This is a genomic window from Actinopolymorpha sp. B17G11, assembly GCF_040196095.1.
Taxonomy (GTDB): domain Bacteria; phylum Actinomycetota; class Actinomycetes; order Propionibacteriales; family Actinopolymorphaceae; genus Thermasporomyces.
This window is the reverse complement of sequence record NZ_JBEFTW010000001.1, coordinates 385,809-403,365: the sequence shown is the minus strand read 5'-3', so window position 1 is coordinate 403,365 and position 17,557 is coordinate 385,809. Positions and strand designations below refer to the sequence as shown.

General features: G+C 69.5%; 16 protein-coding genes. 9 read left to right on the top strand and 7 right to left on the bottom strand.

What is annotated here, in order from left to right; genetic code table 11:
- Positions 1-48 precede the first annotated feature (48 nt).
- Positions 49-678: a TetR/AcrR family transcriptional regulator gene (locus tag ABN028_RS01760; RefSeq protein ID WP_349328905.1), complete on the bottom strand. Its 630-nt coding sequence runs from the start codon at positions 676-678 to the stop codon at positions 49-51.
- Positions 679-822: 144 nt separating this feature from the next.
- Between ABN028_RS01760 and ABN028_RS01755 the strand changes: the two genes are divergently transcribed.
- Positions 823-1,893 carry a glycoside hydrolase family 113 protein gene (locus tag ABN028_RS01755; protein ID WP_349695358.1) on the top strand — a complete coding sequence of 357 codons (1,071 nt, stop codon included), beginning with the start codon at positions 823-825 and terminating at the stop codon, positions 1,891-1,893.
- Between the two features lie 174 nt (positions 1,894-2,067).
- On the opposite strand, the gene ABN028_RS01750 is transcribed toward ABN028_RS01755, so the two are convergent.
- The 3 genes from ABN028_RS01750 to ABN028_RS01740 form a co-directional block, all read right to left on the bottom strand.
- The gene (locus ABN028_RS01750) at positions 2,068-2,361 is read right to left on the bottom strand and encodes an acyl-CoA-binding protein (protein WP_349328907.1); all 294 of its coding nucleotides are present in this window, start codon (positions 2,359-2,361) and stop codon (positions 2,068-2,070) included.
- 190 nt (positions 2,362-2,551) lie between these two features.
- Positions 2,552-3,463 carry an aminoglycoside phosphotransferase family protein gene (locus tag ABN028_RS01745; RefSeq protein ID WP_349695357.1) on the bottom strand — a complete coding sequence of 304 codons (912 nt, stop codon included), beginning with the start codon at positions 3,461-3,463 and terminating at the stop codon, positions 2,552-2,554.
- A 44-nt stretch (positions 3,464-3,507) separates the two neighbouring features.
- The gene (locus tag ABN028_RS01740; RefSeq protein WP_349695356.1) at positions 3,508-4,155 is read right to left on the bottom strand and encodes a GNAT family N-acetyltransferase; all 648 of its coding nucleotides are present in this window, start codon (positions 4,153-4,155) and stop codon (positions 3,508-3,510) included.
- A gap of 92 nt (positions 4,156-4,247) precedes the next feature.
- Between ABN028_RS01740 and ABN028_RS01735 the strand changes: the two genes are divergently transcribed.
- Positions 4,248-6,320 (top strand): glycosyltransferase, encoded by a 2,073-nt coding sequence (locus ABN028_RS01735; protein ID WP_349695355.1) that lies wholly within the window; start codon positions 4,248-4,250, stop codon positions 6,318-6,320.
- A gap of 9 nt (positions 6,321-6,329) precedes the next feature.
- Here the strand turns inward: ABN028_RS01735 and ABN028_RS01730 are convergent, their stop codons facing one another.
- Together ABN028_RS01730 and ABN028_RS01725 are read right to left on the bottom strand one after the other, a co-directional pair.
- A complete protein-coding gene (locus ABN028_RS01730; protein ID WP_349695354.1) occupies positions 6,330-6,605 on the bottom strand; it encodes a hypothetical protein in 276 nt (91 codons plus the stop codon).
- A 157-nt stretch (positions 6,606-6,762) separates the two neighbouring features.
- The gene (locus tag ABN028_RS01725; RefSeq protein ID WP_349695353.1) at positions 6,763-7,551 is read right to left on the bottom strand and encodes an EI24 domain-containing protein; all 789 of its coding nucleotides are present in this window, start codon (positions 7,549-7,551) and stop codon (positions 6,763-6,765) included.
- Between the two features lie 142 nt (positions 7,552-7,693).
- Here ABN028_RS01725 and ABN028_RS01720 point away from each other — a divergent pair, with 142 nt between their 5' ends.
- Both ABN028_RS01720 and ABN028_RS01715 read left to right on the top strand, forming a co-directional pair.
- On the top strand, positions 7,694-8,737 hold the full coding sequence (locus tag ABN028_RS01720; protein ID WP_349695352.1) for an ATP-binding cassette domain-containing protein: 1,044 nt from the start codon (positions 7,694-7,696) through the stop codon (positions 8,735-8,737).
- The gene (locus ABN028_RS01715) at positions 8,734-9,537 is read left to right on the top strand and encodes an ABC transporter permease (protein WP_349695351.1); all 804 of its coding nucleotides are present in this window, start codon (positions 8,734-8,736) and stop codon (positions 9,535-9,537) included. Before ABN028_RS01720 ends, ABN028_RS01715 begins: the two co-directional genes overlap by 4 nt.
- Positions 9,538-9,560: 23 nt before the next feature.
- Here the strand turns inward: ABN028_RS01715 and ABN028_RS01710 are convergent, their stop codons facing one another.
- On the bottom strand, positions 9,561-12,752 hold the full coding sequence (locus tag ABN028_RS01710; protein ID WP_349695350.1) for an ATP-binding protein: 3,192 nt from the start codon (positions 12,750-12,752) through the stop codon (positions 9,561-9,563).
- Positions 12,753-12,918: 166 nt separating this feature from the next.
- Between ABN028_RS01710 and ABN028_RS01705 the strand changes: the two genes are divergently transcribed.
- Genes ABN028_RS01705 through kdpC form a run of 5 tightly spaced genes read left to right on the top strand, consistent with a single transcriptional unit; the run spans position 12,919 to position 17,526 of the window.
- A complete protein-coding gene (locus ABN028_RS01705) occupies positions 12,919-13,041 on the top strand; it encodes a hypothetical protein (protein WP_349695349.1) in 123 nt (40 codons plus the stop codon).
- A complete protein-coding gene (gene kdpF / locus ABN028_RS01700; RefSeq protein ID WP_349328917.1) occupies positions 13,038-13,127 on the top strand; it encodes a K(+)-transporting ATPase subunit F in 90 nt (29 codons plus the stop codon). The genes ABN028_RS01705 and kdpF overlap by 4 nt, the downstream gene beginning before the upstream one ends.
- Positions 13,128-14,789, top strand: a complete 1,662-nt coding sequence (gene kdpA, locus ABN028_RS01695) for a potassium-transporting ATPase subunit KdpA (protein WP_349695348.1) — start codon at positions 13,128-13,130, stop codon at positions 14,787-14,789. It begins immediately after the preceding gene.
- Positions 14,786-16,924, top strand: a complete 2,139-nt coding sequence (kdpB, locus tag ABN028_RS01690) for a potassium-transporting ATPase subunit KdpB (RefSeq protein WP_349695347.1) — start codon at positions 14,786-14,788, stop codon at positions 16,922-16,924. The genes kdpA and kdpB overlap by 4 nt, the downstream gene beginning before the upstream one ends.
- A complete protein-coding gene (gene kdpC, locus ABN028_RS01685) occupies positions 16,921-17,526 on the top strand; it encodes a potassium-transporting ATPase subunit KdpC (RefSeq protein WP_502879157.1) in 606 nt (201 codons plus the stop codon). The genes kdpB and kdpC overlap by 4 nt, the downstream gene beginning before the upstream one ends.
- Positions 17,527-17,557: the final 31 nt, after the last annotated feature.

Sequence of the window (17,557 nt, the reverse complement as noted above, 5' to 3'; positions counted from 1 at the left end):
TCGCGTGCGTCACGTCCCCTGGGTTCGCAATTCCTGGGGTCACGATGATCACTCTGGCGCCGATGCGCGCCCGCGCCCGCGGACCAGGGGCAGATATACCTCGTCGACGATCTCGACCAGCACGTCGTCGGGGACCGTGGTGACTCCACGGGTGACGAACTCGTTGCGCAGCAGCACGACCGCCACGGTGGCCACTCGGGGATGGAGGACCTCCGGGGCGGCCTCACCTCGAGCTACGGCCCGTCCCAGCACGGTCAGCCAGATGGCGCTGCCGCCGTCGCTGAACCGGTCCTGCAACTCCCTGCGCACGGCCGGGTCGTCGCCGACGTGGGACAGGAGGCCACGAAGGATCTCACCCAGAGGCGAGGACCAGTGCCGGTTTGCTCCCCGCATCAACTCCAGCACGTCGGCGCGCAGCTCGCCGGTGTCGGGAAGCTCCAGTCTGTCGATCGCCAGATGCCGGTACGCCGCGACGCCGAGGGCGGCACGGTTGGGCCAGCGGCGGTAGATCGCGTTCTTGTTGGTGCCGGCCCTCTTGGCGACCCGATCCATGGTCAGGCCGACATATCCGGCCTCGGCGAGCTCCTGCGCCGCGGCGTGGAGGATCGCCGCCTCGAGGGCTGTTCCCCGCCGCCTCGACGGCGTGGCGCCCGCCCTCGCCGACGGGTCATCGGCCATCGACGCCTCCACCTTCCGGCACGAGACGTACCCTACGCCTCCTTGGTCTAGCGCGCTGACCGGATCTCACTTAAGGTACTCGCAGTACCCTATAGTGAGGATAGGTCGCCGGGAGATCCCAAGGCGCCGATCCCGATCCCTGCAGTGAGAGGCATCCAGATGCGAGCCAACGGCATCAGCTACGACACCGGCTTCCTCAACTCCGGAGTGAGCTCCCGCGAACCGTTCGACGTCGACGTGGTGAAGCGCGAGCTGCGCGTCATCCGCGACGACCTGCACTGCAACGCGGTCCGCGTCATCGGCGGCGATCCAGACCGGCTGGACATTGCTGCCACGATTGCCGCCGAGCTCGGCCTGGAGATCTGGTACTCACCGTTCACGTGCGACCTGACCACCGACGAGATGCTCGCCCTGCTCGCGGACTGCGCAGACCGTGCCGAGCGGTTGCGCCGTGCCGGAGCCGAGGTCGTGTTCGTCACCGGCGCGGAACTGAGCCTGCTGAACAAGGGTTTTCTGCCCGGCGAGACGCTCGCCGAGCGCATCGAGCTACTGGCTGCGCCCCATCGCCTGCGCGAGGTACTGCCGGGCGTTCCCGTACGCATCAACGAATTCCTCGCCGCGGCCGTCGCGGTGGTCCGCGAGAGCTTCGGCGGCAGGGTCAGCTACGCCGCCATCCCGTTCGAGAACGTCGACTGGACGCCGTTCGACATCATCTCCGTCGACGCCTACCGATCGGTCGAGGTCGCCGCCAGCTACCGCAAGGGCATCCGTGCCCTTGTCGCGCAGGGAAAGCCCGTCGCGATCACCGAGTTCGGTTGCGCGACGTATCGCGGTGCCGCGGACATGGGCGCCCGTGGCGGCGAGATCATCGAGTGGGACAAGGAGACCGTCACGCCGGTCCGGCTTACCGGCGACCACCTTCGCGACGAAACCGAACAGGCCACCTACCTGCGCGAACTGCTGGACATCTTCGATGCCGAGGGGGTCGACGCGGCATTCGTCTACACGTTCGCCGGCTACCAGCTTCCGCATCGCCCCGACGCAGACCCCGCCGACGACCTGGACAGGGCGTCGTACGGCATCGTCAAAGTCTTCCAGGACCGCACCGGCGACACCTACCCCGGCATGCCGTGGGAACCCAAGGCCGCGTTCGCCGCGCTCGCCGACTACTACCGCGGCAGGCCGGCGGGGCCCGCGACCGGTCAGGTCAGATAGGTCGTTCCCTTGACGCTCTCGTCGATGTGGGCGAGTTCTCTGGTGTGCATCGGCAGGTAGTGCTCGGCAAAGAGTCTGCCCACGAGTTCGCCGCGGCTGGAAACGTTGACTTCGCCGTGCCGGGTGAAGCAGTCGCAGCTCGCCCACGTGTGCGAGACCGTTGGGACCCGAGACCTACCGTGGCAGGTCGGCGGCGAGAGCGATGTACGCACGTTTGGCCGACGCTGCCGACATACCGCGCACGGCGTCCCACGCGTCGAACTTCGCGCGGCCCACGGGGTTGGTGAACCCCGGCCGCTTCCCCGTGACCTCGCCGACGGTCGCCTGCTTGTACAACGCGTAGAGCCGCAGCTTCACGTCGTTCCCCGGGTCGGTGTCCTGGGCCCGGACAGCCGCCACCGCGGCATCGAAGTCCGCGTCGAGGTCGGCCTGGAGATCGGCGTCGCGGTCGCTGTCGAGGTCACTCATGGTCCACCTTCCGTCAGCGCGGTTCTCGCGGCTCCGTTCGGTCTATCCGTTCGCGCGGGCGAGCGCAACGACCGCGGTCCTGCCGTCGGCGAGTCGTCACTGGTGGTGCATCGACCGGACGTACGCACAGACCGCCGCCACCACACCCTCGAGGGCCTCGAGCAGAAGTTCCGCGGCCAGTACGCCTGAGTCAACCGGTGCGATCGTGGTCGGCCAGGATCGCGTCGATCACGCGCCGGTTGCCCGCGGCCGCCCGTTCGTCGGTGTCGATGTCGTTGACGAGGGTGATGAGCGCCTTCCACAACGCCCACCCCCGCGCCCGCGCCCACGTCGCGTGATCCTGACCCACCGAGCGCCGGAACGCCTCCCTGCTCTGTCCCGAGAACATCGTCCACGCGATGACCAGGTCGCAGGCGGGATCGCCGACGCCGGAGGTGCCGAAGTCGAGGACGGCGGTGAGCTTTCCGTCCCTGACCAGGAGGTTGCCGCTCGCGATGTCGCCGTGGAACCACACCGGCGGGCCGTCCCAGGTGGTTTCGAGTGCGGCATCCCACACGGCCGCCGCCTTGTCGGTGTCGATGCGGCCCTTCAGCGCGGTGAGCGAGCGGCGGGTCTCCTCGTCGTAGTGGGCCGGCGGCGCACCACGGTAGAAGCTGTGCGCGCCCGCCGGCGGCCCGCCCGTCGCGTCGATGCGTTGCAGCGCAAGGATGAACTCGGCGACGGAGGTCGCGAAGGTCGCCATGTCCTCGATCCGGTCGGGGCTCGCGGTCTCGCCGTCCATCCATCGCCGGATCGACCAGCTGAACGGGTATCCCTCGCCCGGAGCTCCCTTCGCCACCGGCACCGGGATGGGCACCGGCAACGCCGGCGCGAGGATCGGCAGCCAGCGATCTTCCTTGTCGACGGCGGGAGCGTAGGCCTCGGCGGTGGGGAGCCGCACGGTCAGCTCGTCACCGAGCCGGTAGGTGCGGTTGTCCCACCCGTCGATCTCGACCGGCGTCACGGGAAGATCGCCCCACTGCGGGAACTGGGACGCGATCAGTCGCTTCACCAGGGTGGCATCGATTCCGGCCCGGCCGTCGGTGTGCGTGCTCTCGACCACGTTCGGAAGTATGGCCGACCGGTCCCCGCCTGTGGCAAACGCGTTTACGCCCTGCCTCCCAGGTGGCGCCCAACGGGGCGCGCGCCGGCCGATCCGGCTGGCGCAAGGTCGTCCAACCGGCACCGGAAGACCGGGACCCGCTCGCCCGGAGCTACCTGTGCGAAGCCTCGGCGGACGAACAACCGCGTCACCCCGCCGTACTCGGCCTGACCGCGCGCCTTCCACCACTGCGGTGGGCCGTAGAGGACCGTCGCGCCGCGTTGTGCGGCGTACGCCTTCGCCTGCTCGACCAACGCGTCGGCGACTCCCGATCCCCTGGCCTCCGGGACGACCTCGACGCACGGGATGGCCCACGCCGTGGGTTCGACGAGATCCACATAGGGCGGAAAGCTGTACGGCGTGAAGTCGCCGCACGGCCCCAGCGCGCACCAACCCTGAGGCTCACCGCCGACCAGGCAGACCAGGCCCGGCATGGCCTCGGAAGCGACGAGCTCACGCATCGACGCCCGGTTCGAGGGATCCCAGGGCCGGAAGTCACCGCGAGGCAGCCGGGGCCACATGCACCAGCACGAGCTTTCGGGACGGGCATCCTGATGCGGGGAGTCGCCCCGACCGAATCGCGGATCCGTGAACAGTGTCTCGAGGTCCACCCATCGATCGGCGGTGACGGGAACCACGTCGAGCCGGGACATGGCAGGAACGATAGACGCCGCACCCCGATCGGAGGAGTCGATATGTGTCAGACCGGGTAGGAGACCGCAACCGGGCTGAACGGGGGGTACGAATGAGCCAGCCGACGGGCCAAGACCCGATGATCAAAGTCAGTGTGGTCGTTCCGGTCTACAACGCCGGCCGCTATCTCGAGGAGTGCGCCACGTCGCTGCTCGCCCAGAGCCTGTCCAGCGACGAGTACGAGATCATCTTCGTCGACGACGGCTCCACCGACGACTCACCAGCGGCAGTGGACAAGCTCGCGGCCGAGTATCCACACGTCCGCGTCCACCACCAGGCCAACTCCGGATGGCCCGGCAAGCCGCGCAACGTCGGCGTCGCCATGGCACGCGGTGCGTACGTGCAGTTCGTCGACCAGGACGACCAGCTCGGGCCGGAGGCCCTGGAGCGCATGTACGCCATGGGCTCCCGTAACGGCTCCGACATCGTGCTGGGCAAGGTGGGCGGCACGATGGGCGGGCCGAGCAGCATGTTCCGGGAGAACGTGGAACGTTGCACGATCGCGGACACCGCACTGATCGAGAGCGTGAGCCCGCACAAGATGTTCAGGCGGGCGTTCCTGCTCGACCACGACATCCGGTTTCCCGAAGGGAAGCGTCGCCTGGAAGATCAGCTCTTCATGGTCCAGGCGTACCTCGAGGCGAGAACGGTCTCCATCGTCGGCGACTACGTGTGTTACTACTGGAACCGCCGCGACGACGGCAAGAACAGCAGCGGCACCGCGTCCACGATGCGGGGCTACTACAACAATCTCCGGGAGGTCCTCGACGCGATCGAGGCCGGCACCGAGCCGGGCGAACTCCGCAACCGGCTGATGCGGCGGTTCTTCCGCGTCGAGATGATGCGGCGCCTCGGCGAACCCCGACTGCTGCGCTACTCCGACGGCTACCGCAACCTGGGCTACCGGGTCGTACGCGAGCTCGCCGTGGAGCGGTTCTCCTCCGGCGGCGCGGGCTTCGCGACCGGCGACGTCGTGGCGGGGCTCTCGCCGATGATGCGGCTGCGGGCGATGTTGCTGGAGCGGGAACGCCTCGACGGTCTGATGGAGCTGGCGCGGCGATGTGGGCAGGTCCGCGCGGCCTGCACGGTGGACGACGTGCGGTGGGAGGGCGCCCGCCTGTGCCTGGACCTCCGTACCAGCCTCGTACACGCCGACGGCAGCCCGGTCGTGGTCCTCGGGAACGACGGGGGGTACGCGCTCGACCCGACGCTCGCGGCCGGCCTTCCCACGATCGACGCGTGGGACGTCGGCGATCCCTGTGAGCATGCCAAGGCCGAGATCCGCGTACGCCACCGCGACACCGGCACCTGGTGGTTCGCGCCGGCGACCCTGCGGCCGTCCCTGGTCCCGGTGGGCTCCGGCCCGGAGGCACGGTTCCGGGTGGTTGTGGCGGGTACGGCGTCCATCGATCCGCACACGCTGGCAGGTGGCGCACCGTGCGAGCCGGGTCGGTACGACGTGGTGGTCTCGCTCCAGGTGCTCGGCCTCGGTCGGCCAGCGCGGGTGATCATCGAGGCTGGGCAGCGGTGGAGCGATGTGCTCATCCCAGGCGTGGTCGGTGATCCGGCGCGCATCGTGGTGCCCCAGCGGGCGGTGCCCAACGGAGCGCTGATTGTCGATGTGGACGAACGACAACCGAGCCTGGCTCCCGCCCTCGCCGCCCGAGGCGTCGGGCCGCTCGACGTACGCGACGGCGACCTGCACGTGGCGCTGCCGATGCATACAGCGAAGTTCACGGGGACCCGCGATGTCGAGGTCGTCCTCGGCCGGGAGGGCTCGAGTCGTGCACTGCCGGCCCGGCTGCAACCACCCCACCTGGCGTCCCTCGTCTTCGACAACGTGACGACACTGCCATCGGGTCGGCATCCCCTCAGCGTGCGGGTCGACTCCTCCGGGCGCCAGCCGCCGGTACGGATCGGCACGGTCGTGGTGGAACAGGGCCGGATCGTCGACGTGCTCAGCACCAGCTACCGCACGATCCCGCACCGCGCGGCGGCCCGGGTGGTGGGGAGCCCGTGGCTGCAACGCCAGGCCCGGCGCGCCATCGCGGTCATGCCGGCGTCGGAGAAGACGCGGGACCTCGCCCGCCGGCTCGGCGCCGCCGCCTCACGGAAACTGCAGTGATCCCTGCCGTCACAGGGCATCGCGCGGGAGATCGGGCTCCTCCTGGGCGAGTCGTTCGTCGAGCGCCTCGTTGCGGCCCTCCTCGGTGAGGACACCGTGGCGGCTCGCGTGGCCAGGTGCGTCCGGCGGATCGCTCTCCATCTCGCCCCCGGGCCGCAGCCCGTCCGTCGTCACGGCGTCGTACTCCGACGGAACCTCGGCCTCGCCAGCCAGCTCCTCCTCGATGTCGGACGTCAGGACCTCTTCGTCGAGGGGCATGTCGTCGACTTCGGACGGTTCGTCCATCTGGCTCATCATCGCTCCCAACCGCGTGCACGCATCGCGGCGAGTCGTTCCCGATCGCGATCCCACCAGGGTCCTGATCACCCCTGTCCCGGGCCCGATTACCCCCATCCACGCCGTTGAACCGCCCCGCGGTTCAAGGCCGACAACGCGGCGAGCTTCAGGGGCGCTCGATGGGTTCGCCGAGCGACCGGCGAGCGAGCAGCGTGGCGCCGGCGATCGCGGCGGGGGTGAACAGGACGGCGCCGAAGGGGATGAGGAACGAGACGAACACCGCGACGCCGAACCCCAGGGCGACCGGGCGGACGGCCCGCAGCGCCCGGCGCCGGTCGCGCAGGCCCAGTCCACGCCGGTAGAACGCCGACCCGACCAGCTCCAGCGCCAACACCCACCCACCCACCACCGCACCGATCGCCGGTACGACGGTCTGCCCGACCACTGGCAGGAACCCGCCCACGAACAGCGGCAGGCCGATGAGCAGGGAGACCGCGACCAACCGGGCCGAGTCGGCGACGCTCCGCCGCAGCGACCGCGCCCAGGACACCTCGACCGCGTTCGGGGTGCCGCCGTACCACTCCTCCACCCGTTCGGAGATCCGTTCGTAGAACGGGTCGCCGATGGCAAGTGTGACCGCGGTGAAGGTGAGGACGCCCAGGAGTCCGGCGAGTCCCAGCACCGCGAGGGCGGCAGACACCCGGATCGCGCCGCGTGCCCAGCCCGCCCAGTCCTCCGCGAACGGAGTGAGGGTGGTCGCGAGGTCGGGGACGACGAACGCCAGGGCGAGGAACCCCGTCATGAACAGCGCGCCCGTGATGAGCGCCGGGATGATGCCGAGCAGGACCAGGCCGGGGTTTCTGGCGTACATCCGAACTCCGCGGAACAGCAGGCCAACCCCGGTGAAGAACTGCCCGACGAAACCGGTGACCGGTACGACCGCGGGTGTCCTCACGACCCGCCACCCTAGATGACCATCTGGTGCGGCCTTCCAGCCGCGGGCCGGCCACGCCCGTATCGCCACATGCTCAGGGTCGTCCTGGCCGGTGAAACCGGCGTGAAACCGCGGTGATCCGCCCCGGCCGCACGCTCATCCCATGACAACGACCCCTCTCGAGCCGGCGATCGCGGCATCGGGGCTGCGCAAGTCCTACGGCGACCACGTGGTGCTGGACGGCATCGACCTGAGCGTCGCCGAGGGAACGATCTTCTCGCTGCTCGGCCCCAACGGCGCGGGCAAGACCACCACCGTCCAGATCCTGTCCACCTTGATCACCGCCGACGGTGGCAAGGCCCGGATCGCCGGCCACGACCTGTCGACGGATCCCGACGGCGTCCGCGCCGCGATCGGGGTGACCGGCCAGTTCTCCGCCGTCGATGGACTTCTCACCGGCCGGGAGAACCTCCTCCTGATGGCCGACCTGCACCACCTGGCCAGACGCGAAGGTGGCCGGCGCGCTTCCGAACTCCTCGAGCGGTTCGATCTCGTCGACGCGGCCAGGAAACCGGCCTCGACCTACTCCGGCGGCATGCGGCGCCGGCTCGACCTGGCGATGACTCTGGTCGGCAGCCCGCGGATCATCTTCCTGGACGAGCCGACCGCCGGCCTCGATCCGCGCAGCCGGCGGGCGATGTGGCAGGTCATCCGCGAGCTGGTGGCCGGCGGCGTCACGATCTTCCTGACCACGCAGTACCTCGAGGAGGCGGACGAGCTCGCCGACCGGATCGCCCTCCTCGATCACGGCAGGCTGGTCGCCGAGGGCACGGCAGCCGAGCTCAAGAAACTCGTACCCGGCGGACACATCCGCCTGCGGTTCGCCCACGCGACCGCGCTGGAGGCGGCCGCGGGCGCCATCGGCGAGGTCGTACGCGATGACGACGCGCTCACCCTGCAGGTCCCGAGCGACGGCGGTGTCCGGTCTCTGCGGGCCCTGCTCGACCGGCTCGACGCCGCATCGGTCGAGGTCGACGAACTGTCGGTCCACACCCCGGATCTGGACGACGTGTTCCTCGCCCTCACCGGCCGTACCGACCCATCAGCCGACACATCAGCCGACACATCAGCCGACACAGGAACCGACCCAGGAACCGACGCGGCAACCGGCACAGCATCCGATCCAGCAAAGGAATCCGTGCGATGAGCTCCCTCTCTCATTCGGTCAGCGACTCGACCACGATGCTGCGCCGCAACCTGCTGCACATGGTGCGGTATCCCTCGGTGACCCTGCTGGTTGCCGGGATGCCGATCATCTTCCTGCTGCTGTTCGTCTACGTCTTCGGCGGGACGTTGGGTGCCGGGCTCGGCAGTGTTGCCGGGGGAGGGTCGGGCGGCCGCGCGGAATACGTCGAGTACGTCGTTCCCGGCATCCTCATGATGGGCATCGCCGGTTCCGCCCAGGGGACGGCGATCTCGATCGCCATGGACATGACGGAGGGCATCATCGCCCGGTTCCGCACCATGGCCATCGCCAGGGCGTCGGTGATGACCGGCCATGTCATCGGCAGCGTGCTCCAGACGTTGCTCGGCCTCGTCGCGGTCATCGGTGTCGCCCTGCTCGTCGGGTTCCGCCCCACCACCGGACCGGCCGAGTGGCTCGCCCTTCTCGGCGTCCTCACGTTGATCGCGCTGGCTCTCACCTGGCTGTCGACGGCTCTGGGCATGGTCACGAAGACCGTCGAGGCCGCGAGCAACCTGCCGATGCCGCTGATCCTGTTGCCCTTCCTCGGCAGCGGGTTCGTCCCGACCGACTCGATGCCGAGTGGACTGCGCTGGTTCGCCGAGTACCAGCCGTTCACGCCGTTCATCGAGACGATCCGCTCCCTGCTGCTGGGAACCCCGATCGGCAGCAGCGCCGTCCAGACCGTCGCCTGGTGCGTGGGCATCTCGCTACTCGGATACCTCTGGGCGCTGAAGCTGTACAACCGCGACCCGGCCCACTGATCCACCTGCCGGATGCGCGCCGCTCAGAGGTGGTCGCGGGCCCGAAGCACCTCCACAGCCGCGGCCCGCAAACCTTCGCGATCCAGGTCGGCGTACGACGACACCGCGTCGGCGTACGCCGACCCGTCGGCCTGCTCGGCGAGCGCGCGGATCCGTGCCGACGACATCGTGGGGGCGAAGCCGCGCAGGAACCGGAAGCGCTCCGCCAACGCGATCAGCCGAACGCCGGATATCGTCGCGAGGTCGTTGCCGGTACGCCGGCCACGGTCGAAGTCCACCATGGCCAGGGCCACCAGCAGAGCACCGATGATCGGCAGCTCGACCAGGAACGGCGACGGGTTGGACGACGGATGGACGAGCGCCCCCGGCGGCACCTGCGAGAGTTCCTCGGCGAGGTCCTTCACCAGGTCCAGCCGACCGTGCTGACCATGGGCGACGACGGTGACGGACTTGGCCTCCAGGGTCCACGGGTCCATGCCGCCCGTCACGACCCAGACCATCGGGTCCTGACCGAGGACCAGCCGCTCGACCGTTCGCCGCCACATCCGCAGGCCAGCCTCGACCTCGCCTCGCGCGAGCAGGATCTCGGCGCGCACCGCGTGGCCGTACGTGAGCGTCTCCAGAGGCGCGTCGACCCACTGCGGCGTCGTCTCCAGCCAGTGCTCCGCCTCGTCGAGGTCACCGAGCTGCAGGGCGGCGAGCGCCATCCACCACCGCATCCCCACGACGTCCGGCCACAGCCCGATGCGTTCGGCGACGGGCATGGCCGTCCTGAGGTGGAGCTGGACCTCGGCGGCCTGCTCGGCCTGGAGACACAGCTCGCTGACCCGGGCATGGGCAAGCCCCCACAGCCACGGGCTGTTCTCCCGGTCGAACGCCTCGACCATGCGTCTGGCCGTGGTCAGGGCCTTGTCCGGGTCGTCCATGTTCTCCCAGACGTACGTGGCGACGGCGTTGGCGACACCGGCGACGTAAGGCTCGGCACTGTCACACAGGGCGTGCAGGTCCGACGGATCCTCGATGCTGTTCAGTACGACCGCGACGGCCCTGACCAGGCTGTCCGGTGGCGCCGGCGGCAGCCGACGCGCGGCGACCAACGAGCGCACCGGGCGTGGCCCTTCGACCAGGAAGGTGTAGGCACAGCACAGGGTCAGGGCGGTCCGCGTGACCTCGACGAGGTCAGGCTCCGGGCGGTAGTGCGACAGGTCCCACGCGGTCTCTTCGGAAAGCGTCCTCAACCGCTTGTAGTTGGCCTCGATCGTCCACAGTCCGCCCAGAACGGCCGCGGTCGCCGCGATCGTCGCGCGATCCCGCAGGGCGACGGCGTGCCGCAGTGCCTGCACGAGGTTGTCCTGCTCGACCCGGACCCGCTCGAGGGCGGTGAACACGTCCGCCCCGAAGACCGAGTCGTGCTGGCTGATGCCGAAACGGCGCGCCCACGCGAGGAACCCGTCGACCGCGCGGTCCGTTTCGCCGGCCGACTCCCGCTCCGCCGCACTGAACTCACGCATGGTCTCCAGCATCGAGAAGCGGGTTCCCGCGGAGGTGTCCGTCACCTTGAGCAGCGACTGGTCGACCAGGTGCTCCACCACCTGCAGGACGTCGCCGTCGCCCTCGGACCCAGCCAGGACGTGGCGGGCGGCGTCCGCGGTGAACCCGTTCGGGAAGACCGACAACGCGCGCATCGCTGCCCGCCCTGAGGGGCCGAGGAGGTCCCAGCTCCAGTCGACGACGGCCCGCAGGGTGTGATGCCGCGCCGGGGCGTCCCGGCTGCCGCCCCGCAGCAGGGAGAACCGGTCCTTCAGGCCGACGGCGATCTCGGCGACCGTCATGACGCGTACGCGTGCCGCGGCCAACTCCGCCGCGAGGGGCAGCCCGTCGAGACGGCGACACAGCTCCTCCACCGCCTCGGCCGGCAGGTCGACGCCGGGACGCGCCGCCCTCGCGCGGTGCTCGAAGAGTTCGACGGTCGCCGAGAGGTCCAGCTCCGGCAGCAGGTACACCGACTCCGACGACAGGCCGAGCGGGGCGCGGCTGGTCGTGAGCACGCGCAGGTCCCGGGTCCTCGACACCAACGCCTCGACCAGCCGGGCGACGCCGCCGATGACGTGTTCGCAGTTGTCCAGCACCAGGAGCGCGGGATCGGGCCCAAGGGCCTCGACGATCCCGGTGACCACGTCCTGCGCCCGGGACAGGTGGCTGATCGTCGTACGCCGCGACTCCCCGACCCCGAGCGCCGATGCCACTTCGCCGGCCACGTCGGCGGCGGCGGTGAGCCCGGCGAGCGCGACGGCGTGCACGACCCGCTGCTCCGCCTCGCGGCCCACGACGTAGGCGAGCCGGGTCTTCCCCAGTCCCCCAGGACCGACGATCGACGTCACCCGGGACGTGCGTACCAGCTTGGCCACCTCGGCGACGTCGGCGGCGCGGCCCAGCAGCGGGTTGGGTTCGTGCGGGACGCCGTGCCGGACCAGGGGTGCCTCGCCCCGGAGGAGCTGCTGGTGCTCGGCCCGCAGCGCGGGCCCCGGATCGGTGCCGAGGTCGTCGCGGAGGGCCCGCCGGTACGCCTCGTACCGGTCCAGCGCGGCGGAGGTGCCCGCGACCGCCGCCTCGCAGCGGATCAGCTCCAGCAGGATCTCCTCGTCCCGCGGCCGGTCCCGGGCCAGGTCGGCGAGGGGCTCGAGCGCCTCGGCGCGTCGGCCCAGGCGCGCCAGGGCGAGGGCGTGGATGCGTACGAGCGTCCGATAGGTCACGGCCCGCTCCACGCGGAGGGCGGCCACCGGGTCATCGAGGCCGGGGGCGTCGACACCGTGGTTCCCGGACGGCGGGGATTTCCACTGCGCCAGGCCTTCCTCGGCATGCGCGAGTGCCGCCTCGTGGTGGCCGGCCCGCGCCTGCTGAGCGCCCGCCGAGGCACAGAGCAGCACCACGGTGGCGTCGATCTGGTCCTCGCCCAGCGCGAGGCGGTATCCCGTCGGCGTACGGGCGACAACCTCCGGACCCAGCAGTGCCCGGGCGCGGGAAACCAGGATCTGGACCGCTTTGGCCGGGTTCGCGGGCCGTTCGTGGGGCCAGAGTCCCTCCACGAGCCGGGTGGTACCGCAACCCGTCCGAAGATCGCCCGCGAGGAGTGCGAGAAGGCCACACAGTCTTGGGCCACTGACCTCCTGATCGCGGAAGGCCACCCGCGACAACAGGACCAGCTCGACACTCACCGGACCAGGGTAAGGGTCATTGCGGTCACGCTCGTTCGTACCGGCAAGCCCCACGATCGTCCCGCGCGCGCTCTGAGCTCACGGCCGAGTGTCATGAGGGCGTCAAAGGCGGCGGCGATCGCGCTAAGGGATCGCTAACGCCGGCCTCAGCTGCCCCTCGCCGTCCTTGACTGGGTACTGGCCCCATTCGTCGGGAAGGAAGCTCATGGCTGATCTGGTCTTCATCGTGGTGACGATCGTCGCGTTCGGTGCGGTCGCCGCGGTTCTGCGCGGGGTGACCCGGTTGTGAGTGCCGAGAACGTCGCCGGTCTGATCATCGCCGCCGGCCTGGTCATCTACCTCGTCATCGCACTCATCCGTCCGGAAAGGTTCTAGATGAGCCCGGGTCTCACCGCGGTCGTGCTGGTCGCGGTCCTGATCGTCTCGCTCGCCGTGGTGCACCGCCCGCTGGGTGACTACATGGCGCGCGTCTACACCAGCGACCGGCACCTTGGCCTCGAGCGCGGACTGTACCGCCTGCTCCGGGTCAACCCGGACGCCGAACAGCGCTGGAGCATCTACGCCGCGAGCGTGCTGGCGTTCTCCTTCGTCTCGGTGTTGTTCCTGTACGCGATGCAACGACTGCAGGCGTGGCTGCCGTTGTCGATGGGCATGGCGCCGGTGCCACCCGACGGCGCGTTCAACACGGCGGTGTCGTTCGTCACCAACACCAACTGGCAGTGGTACTCGGGCGAGTCGACGATGAGCCACCTCACGCAGCTGGCGGGGCTCACCGTGCAGAACTTCGTGTCGTCCGCCGTTGGCATGGCGGTGGCGATCGCACTTGTCCGCGGACTCATCCGACGGAGCACCGGCGACCTGGGCAACTTCTGGGTCGACCTGGTGCGAGGCACGCTCCGGATCCTGCTCCCACTCGCGTTCGTCGCGGCGATCATCTTCCTCGCGAACGGCGTCATCCAGAACTTCTCCGAGCCGACGACGGTTCAGACCCTCGCCGGCGGCACCCAGCACCTGCCGGGCGGAGGCATCGCCTCACAGGAGGCGATCAAGGACCTCGGCACCAATGGCGGTGGGCCGTTCAACGCCAATTCCTCGCACCCGTTCGAGAACCCCAACGGGTTCACCAACATGTTCACCGTCTTTCTCCTGTTGGTGATCCCGTTCTCGATGCCGGCGACCTACGGCCGAATGGTGGGCAATGTGAGGCAGGGGTACGCCGTCCTGGCGGCGATGGGTCTGATCTGGATCGCCTCGGTGGTGGCGATCTACGCAGCCGAGTTCGCTCACCAGGGTGCAGCGTTCCAGCTCGCGGGCGGTGCGATGGAGGGCAAGGAGGCCCGCTTCGGGGTGTCGTCGTCACCGGTGTTCGCGATCTCGACCACGCTCACGTCGACGGGCTCGGTCGACTCGATGCACGATTCGTACACCGCGTTGGGGGGAGGCGTCACGATCCTTGCGATGCTGCTCGGCGAGGTCGCACCCGGCGGTGTCGGCGCCGGCCTCTACGGAATGCTCGTGCTCGCCGTACTCGCGGTCTTCATCGCGGGGCTGATGGTCGGTCGTACGCCGGAATTCCTCGGCAAGAAGATCGGCGCCCGGGAAATGAAGCTCGTCGCCCTCGCCATCCTCACCATGCCACTCCTGGTGCTCGCTGGCACCGGCGTGGCCCTGGCGCTCGACGCGGGTCGCTCGTCGATCCTCAATCCCGGAGCGCACGGCCTGTCCGAGGTGTTGTACGCCTTCGCCTCCGCCAGCAACAACAACGGGTCGGCATTCGCCGGACTCTCGGCAGGAACGCCGTTCTACAACACAGCTCTCGGCCTGTGCATGCTGTTCGGCCGGTTCGTCCCGATCGTGCTGGTCCTGGCACTCGCTGGCTCCCTCGCCAGTCAAAAGGCGGTACCGGAGACGGCGGGAACCCTGCGGACACAGTCGCCGCTGTTCGTCGGCCTGCTCACCGGCGTCACGCTGCTCGTCGCCGGGTTGACCTTCTTCCCCGCCCTCGCCCTCGGTCCGCTCGCGGAAGGCCTGTCATGAACGCACCCCCGTCCACCCACGTCGCCGGGAGTGGGCACCTGCGTCCGGAGCGGCTCGCGCCGGCGGTCCAGCCGCACCGCGTCGCCGGCGGGGCGTTCGCCCCCGCGCAACTGCTGCGGTCGTTGCCGGATGCGTTCGGCAAACTCGATCCGCGGCTCATGGTGAGGTCGCCGGTGATGTTCGTCGTCGAGGTCGGGGCAGCCTTCACCACCGTGCTGACGATCCTCGATCCGACCTTGTTCGGCTGGCTGATCGTCGGCTGGCTCTGGCTCACCGTACTGTTCGCCAACCTCGCCGAGGCGGTGGCGGAAGGGCGTGGCAAGGCCCAGGCCGACACCTTGCGGCGGGCCAAGACAGAGACCCTTGCCCGCAAGCTCAGTGCCGACGGCGACGGAGCCGAGAAGCGGGTACCGGCGACGTCGCTGCACGTCGGGGACTTCGTGGTGTGCGAAGCCGGCGACGTCATTCCCGGCGACGGCGAGGTCGTCGACGGCATCGCCAGCGTCGACGAGTCGGCGATCACCGGCGAGTCGGCTCCGGTCATCCGGGAGTCCGGCGGCGACCGTTCCGCCGTGACAGGGGGTACGAAAGTCCTGTCCGACCGGATCGTCGTCCGCATCACCAGCGAACCAGGCGAGACGTTCCTCGACCGGATGATCGCGCTCGTCGAGGGTGCGGACCGGCAGAAGACGCCGAACGAGATCGCGCTGACCATCCTGCTGGCCAGCCTCACGGTCATCTTCCTGCTCGCCGTCGTCGCGCTGCAGCCGATGGCCACCTACTCCGGCCAACAGCAGTCGATCCTCGTCCTGGTGGCGCTGCTGGTCTGTCTGATCCCGACCACGATCGGCGCGCTGCTGTCGGCCATCGGCATTGCCGGCATGGACCGGCTGGTGCAACGTAACGTGCTCGCGATGTCGGGGAGGGCCGTCGAGGCGGCCGGTGACGTGTCGACGTTGCTGCTGGACAAGACGGGCACGATCACCCTCGGTGCCCGGCAGGCCGTCGACTTCCTTCCCGTGGGTGGGACCAGTCCAGAGCAGGTGGCGGTCGGAGCGCAGCTGGCTAGCCTCGCCGACGAGACACCGGAGGGGCGTTCGATCGTCGTCCTGGCCAAGGAGAAGTTCGGTCTGCGCGGCCGGGAGCTGGCAGGTGCGACCGTCATCCCGTTCACGGCCGAGTCTCGGATGAGTGGCGTCGACCAACCGGACGGGCACCAGATCCGCAAGGGGGCGGCGAGCGCCGTGCTGCGGTGGGTGCAGGCCGACCGCGGGCAGGTGCCTCAGGAGACAGGGACCGTCGTCGACGAGATCGCCAGCGTGGGTGGTACGCCGCTCGTCGTCGCCGAACGCCTTAGCGGAGATGGGGACGGCACGTCCCGGGTCCTCGGCATCATCCACCTCAAGGACATCGTCAAGGAGGGCTTGCGGGAGCGCTTCGACGACCTGCGGGCGCTCGGCATCCGTACCGTCATGATCACCGGCGACAACCCCCTCACCGCAAAGGCGATCGCCGACGAGTCCGGCGTCGACGACTTCCTCGCCGAAGCGGGGCCCGAGGACAAACTGGCCCTCATCCACCGTGAGCAGCAGGGCGGCAAGCTGGTGGCGATGACCGGAGACGGTACGAACGACGCTCCGGCGCTCGCGGCTGCCGACGTCGGCGTCGCCATGAACACGGGCACCTCGGCGGCCAAGGAAGCCGGCAACATGATCGACCTCGACTCCAACCCGACGAAGCTCATCGAGATCGTGGAGATCGGCAAGCAGCTGCTGATCACGCGGGGTGCGTTGACGACCTTCTCGATCGCCAACGACATCGCGAAGTACTTCGCGATCATCCCTGCCATGTTCGCCGTCGTCTATCCGGGCCTGGACGCGCTCAACATCATGCGGCTCGAGACACCAGAGTCGGCGATCCTGTCCGCGGTGATCTTCAACGCATTGATCATCATCGCGTTGATCCCACTCGCGCTGCGCGGCGTGCGCTACCGGCCGACGTCGGCATCGTCCATGCTGCGGCGCAACCTCGCGGTCTACGGCCTCGGCGGCATCCTCGTTCCCTTTGCCGGCATCAAACTCATCGATCTCGTCGTCTCACTCATTCCGGGCACTCTCATTTCGGGAAGGGGGTGACCTTCGTGGTAGCGACCCTGCGACAACTCGGTGCGGCGTTCCGCACGCTGCTCGCCATGACCGTGATCGTCGGCCTGCTCTATCCGCTCGCGGTGTGGGCGGTCGGTCAGGTCGCGTTCCGGGACCAGGCCGCCGGTTCACTGATGGAACGGGACGGCCAGATCGTCGGCTCCAGGCTGATCGGGCAGAGCTTCGACGGCCGGGAGTGGTTTCACCCGCGGCCATCCGCGGCCGGCGAGGACGGATACGACGGACTGGCCAGCTCGGGCAGCAACCTCGGCCCGAACAACCCCGAACTCGTCACGCTCGTCAAGCTCCGCAGAGCCCAGGTGGCGAAGGAGAACGGCGTCCCGCCATCTGCGGTGCCACCCGACGCCGTCACCGCTAGTGCGAGCGGGCTCGATCCACACATTTCGCCCGCGTACGCCGAAATCCAGGTGAAGCGGGTTGCCCGCGAACGGGACCTCAGCACCGCCAGCGTCCGTTCTCTGGTAGCCCGCCACACCGACGGACGCAGCCTCGGCATTCTCGGCGAACCCGGCGTCAACGTCGTCGAGTTGAACCTCGCCCTCGCGCAGCGCGCCGGTACGGGCGGGGACTGAGCCGGACCTCCGGCACCGGCAGGGGCGGACA

What these genes read in the sequence shown, in the direction of transcription:
- ABN028_RS01730 (WP_349695354.1), bottom strand. Translation starts at nt 6,605, where the DNA reads ATGGACGAACCGTCCGAAGTCGACGACATGCCCCTCGACGAAGAGGTC.
- ABN028_RS01760 (WP_349328905.1), bottom strand. Translation starts at nt 678, where the DNA reads ATGGCCGATGACCCGTCGGCGAGGGCGGGCGCCACGCCGTCGAGGCGG.
- kdpA (WP_349695348.1), top strand. Translation starts at nt 13,128, where the DNA reads ATGAGCCCGGGTCTCACCGCGGTCGTGCTGGTCGCGGTCCTGATCGTC.
- ABN028_RS01750 (WP_349328907.1), bottom strand. Translation starts at nt 2,361, where the DNA reads ATGAGTGACCTCGACAGCGACCGCGACGCCGATCTCCAGGCCGACCTC.
- ABN028_RS01735 (WP_349695355.1), top strand. Translation starts at nt 4,248, where the DNA reads ATGAGCCAGCCGACGGGCCAAGACCCGATGATCAAAGTCAGTGTGGTC.
- ABN028_RS01715 (WP_349695351.1), top strand. Translation starts at nt 8,734, where the DNA reads ATGAGCTCCCTCTCTCATTCGGTCAGCGACTCGACCACGATGCTGCGC.
- ABN028_RS01720 (WP_349695352.1), top strand. Translation starts at nt 7,694, where the DNA reads ATGACAACGACCCCTCTCGAGCCGGCGATCGCGGCATCGGGGCTGCGC.
- ABN028_RS01740 (WP_349695356.1), bottom strand. Translation starts at nt 4,155, where the DNA reads ATGTCCCGGCTCGACGTGGTTCCCGTCACCGCCGATCGATGGGTGGAC.
- kdpB (WP_349695347.1), top strand. Translation starts at nt 14,786, where the DNA reads ATGAACGCACCCCCGTCCACCCACGTCGCCGGGAGTGGGCACCTGCGT.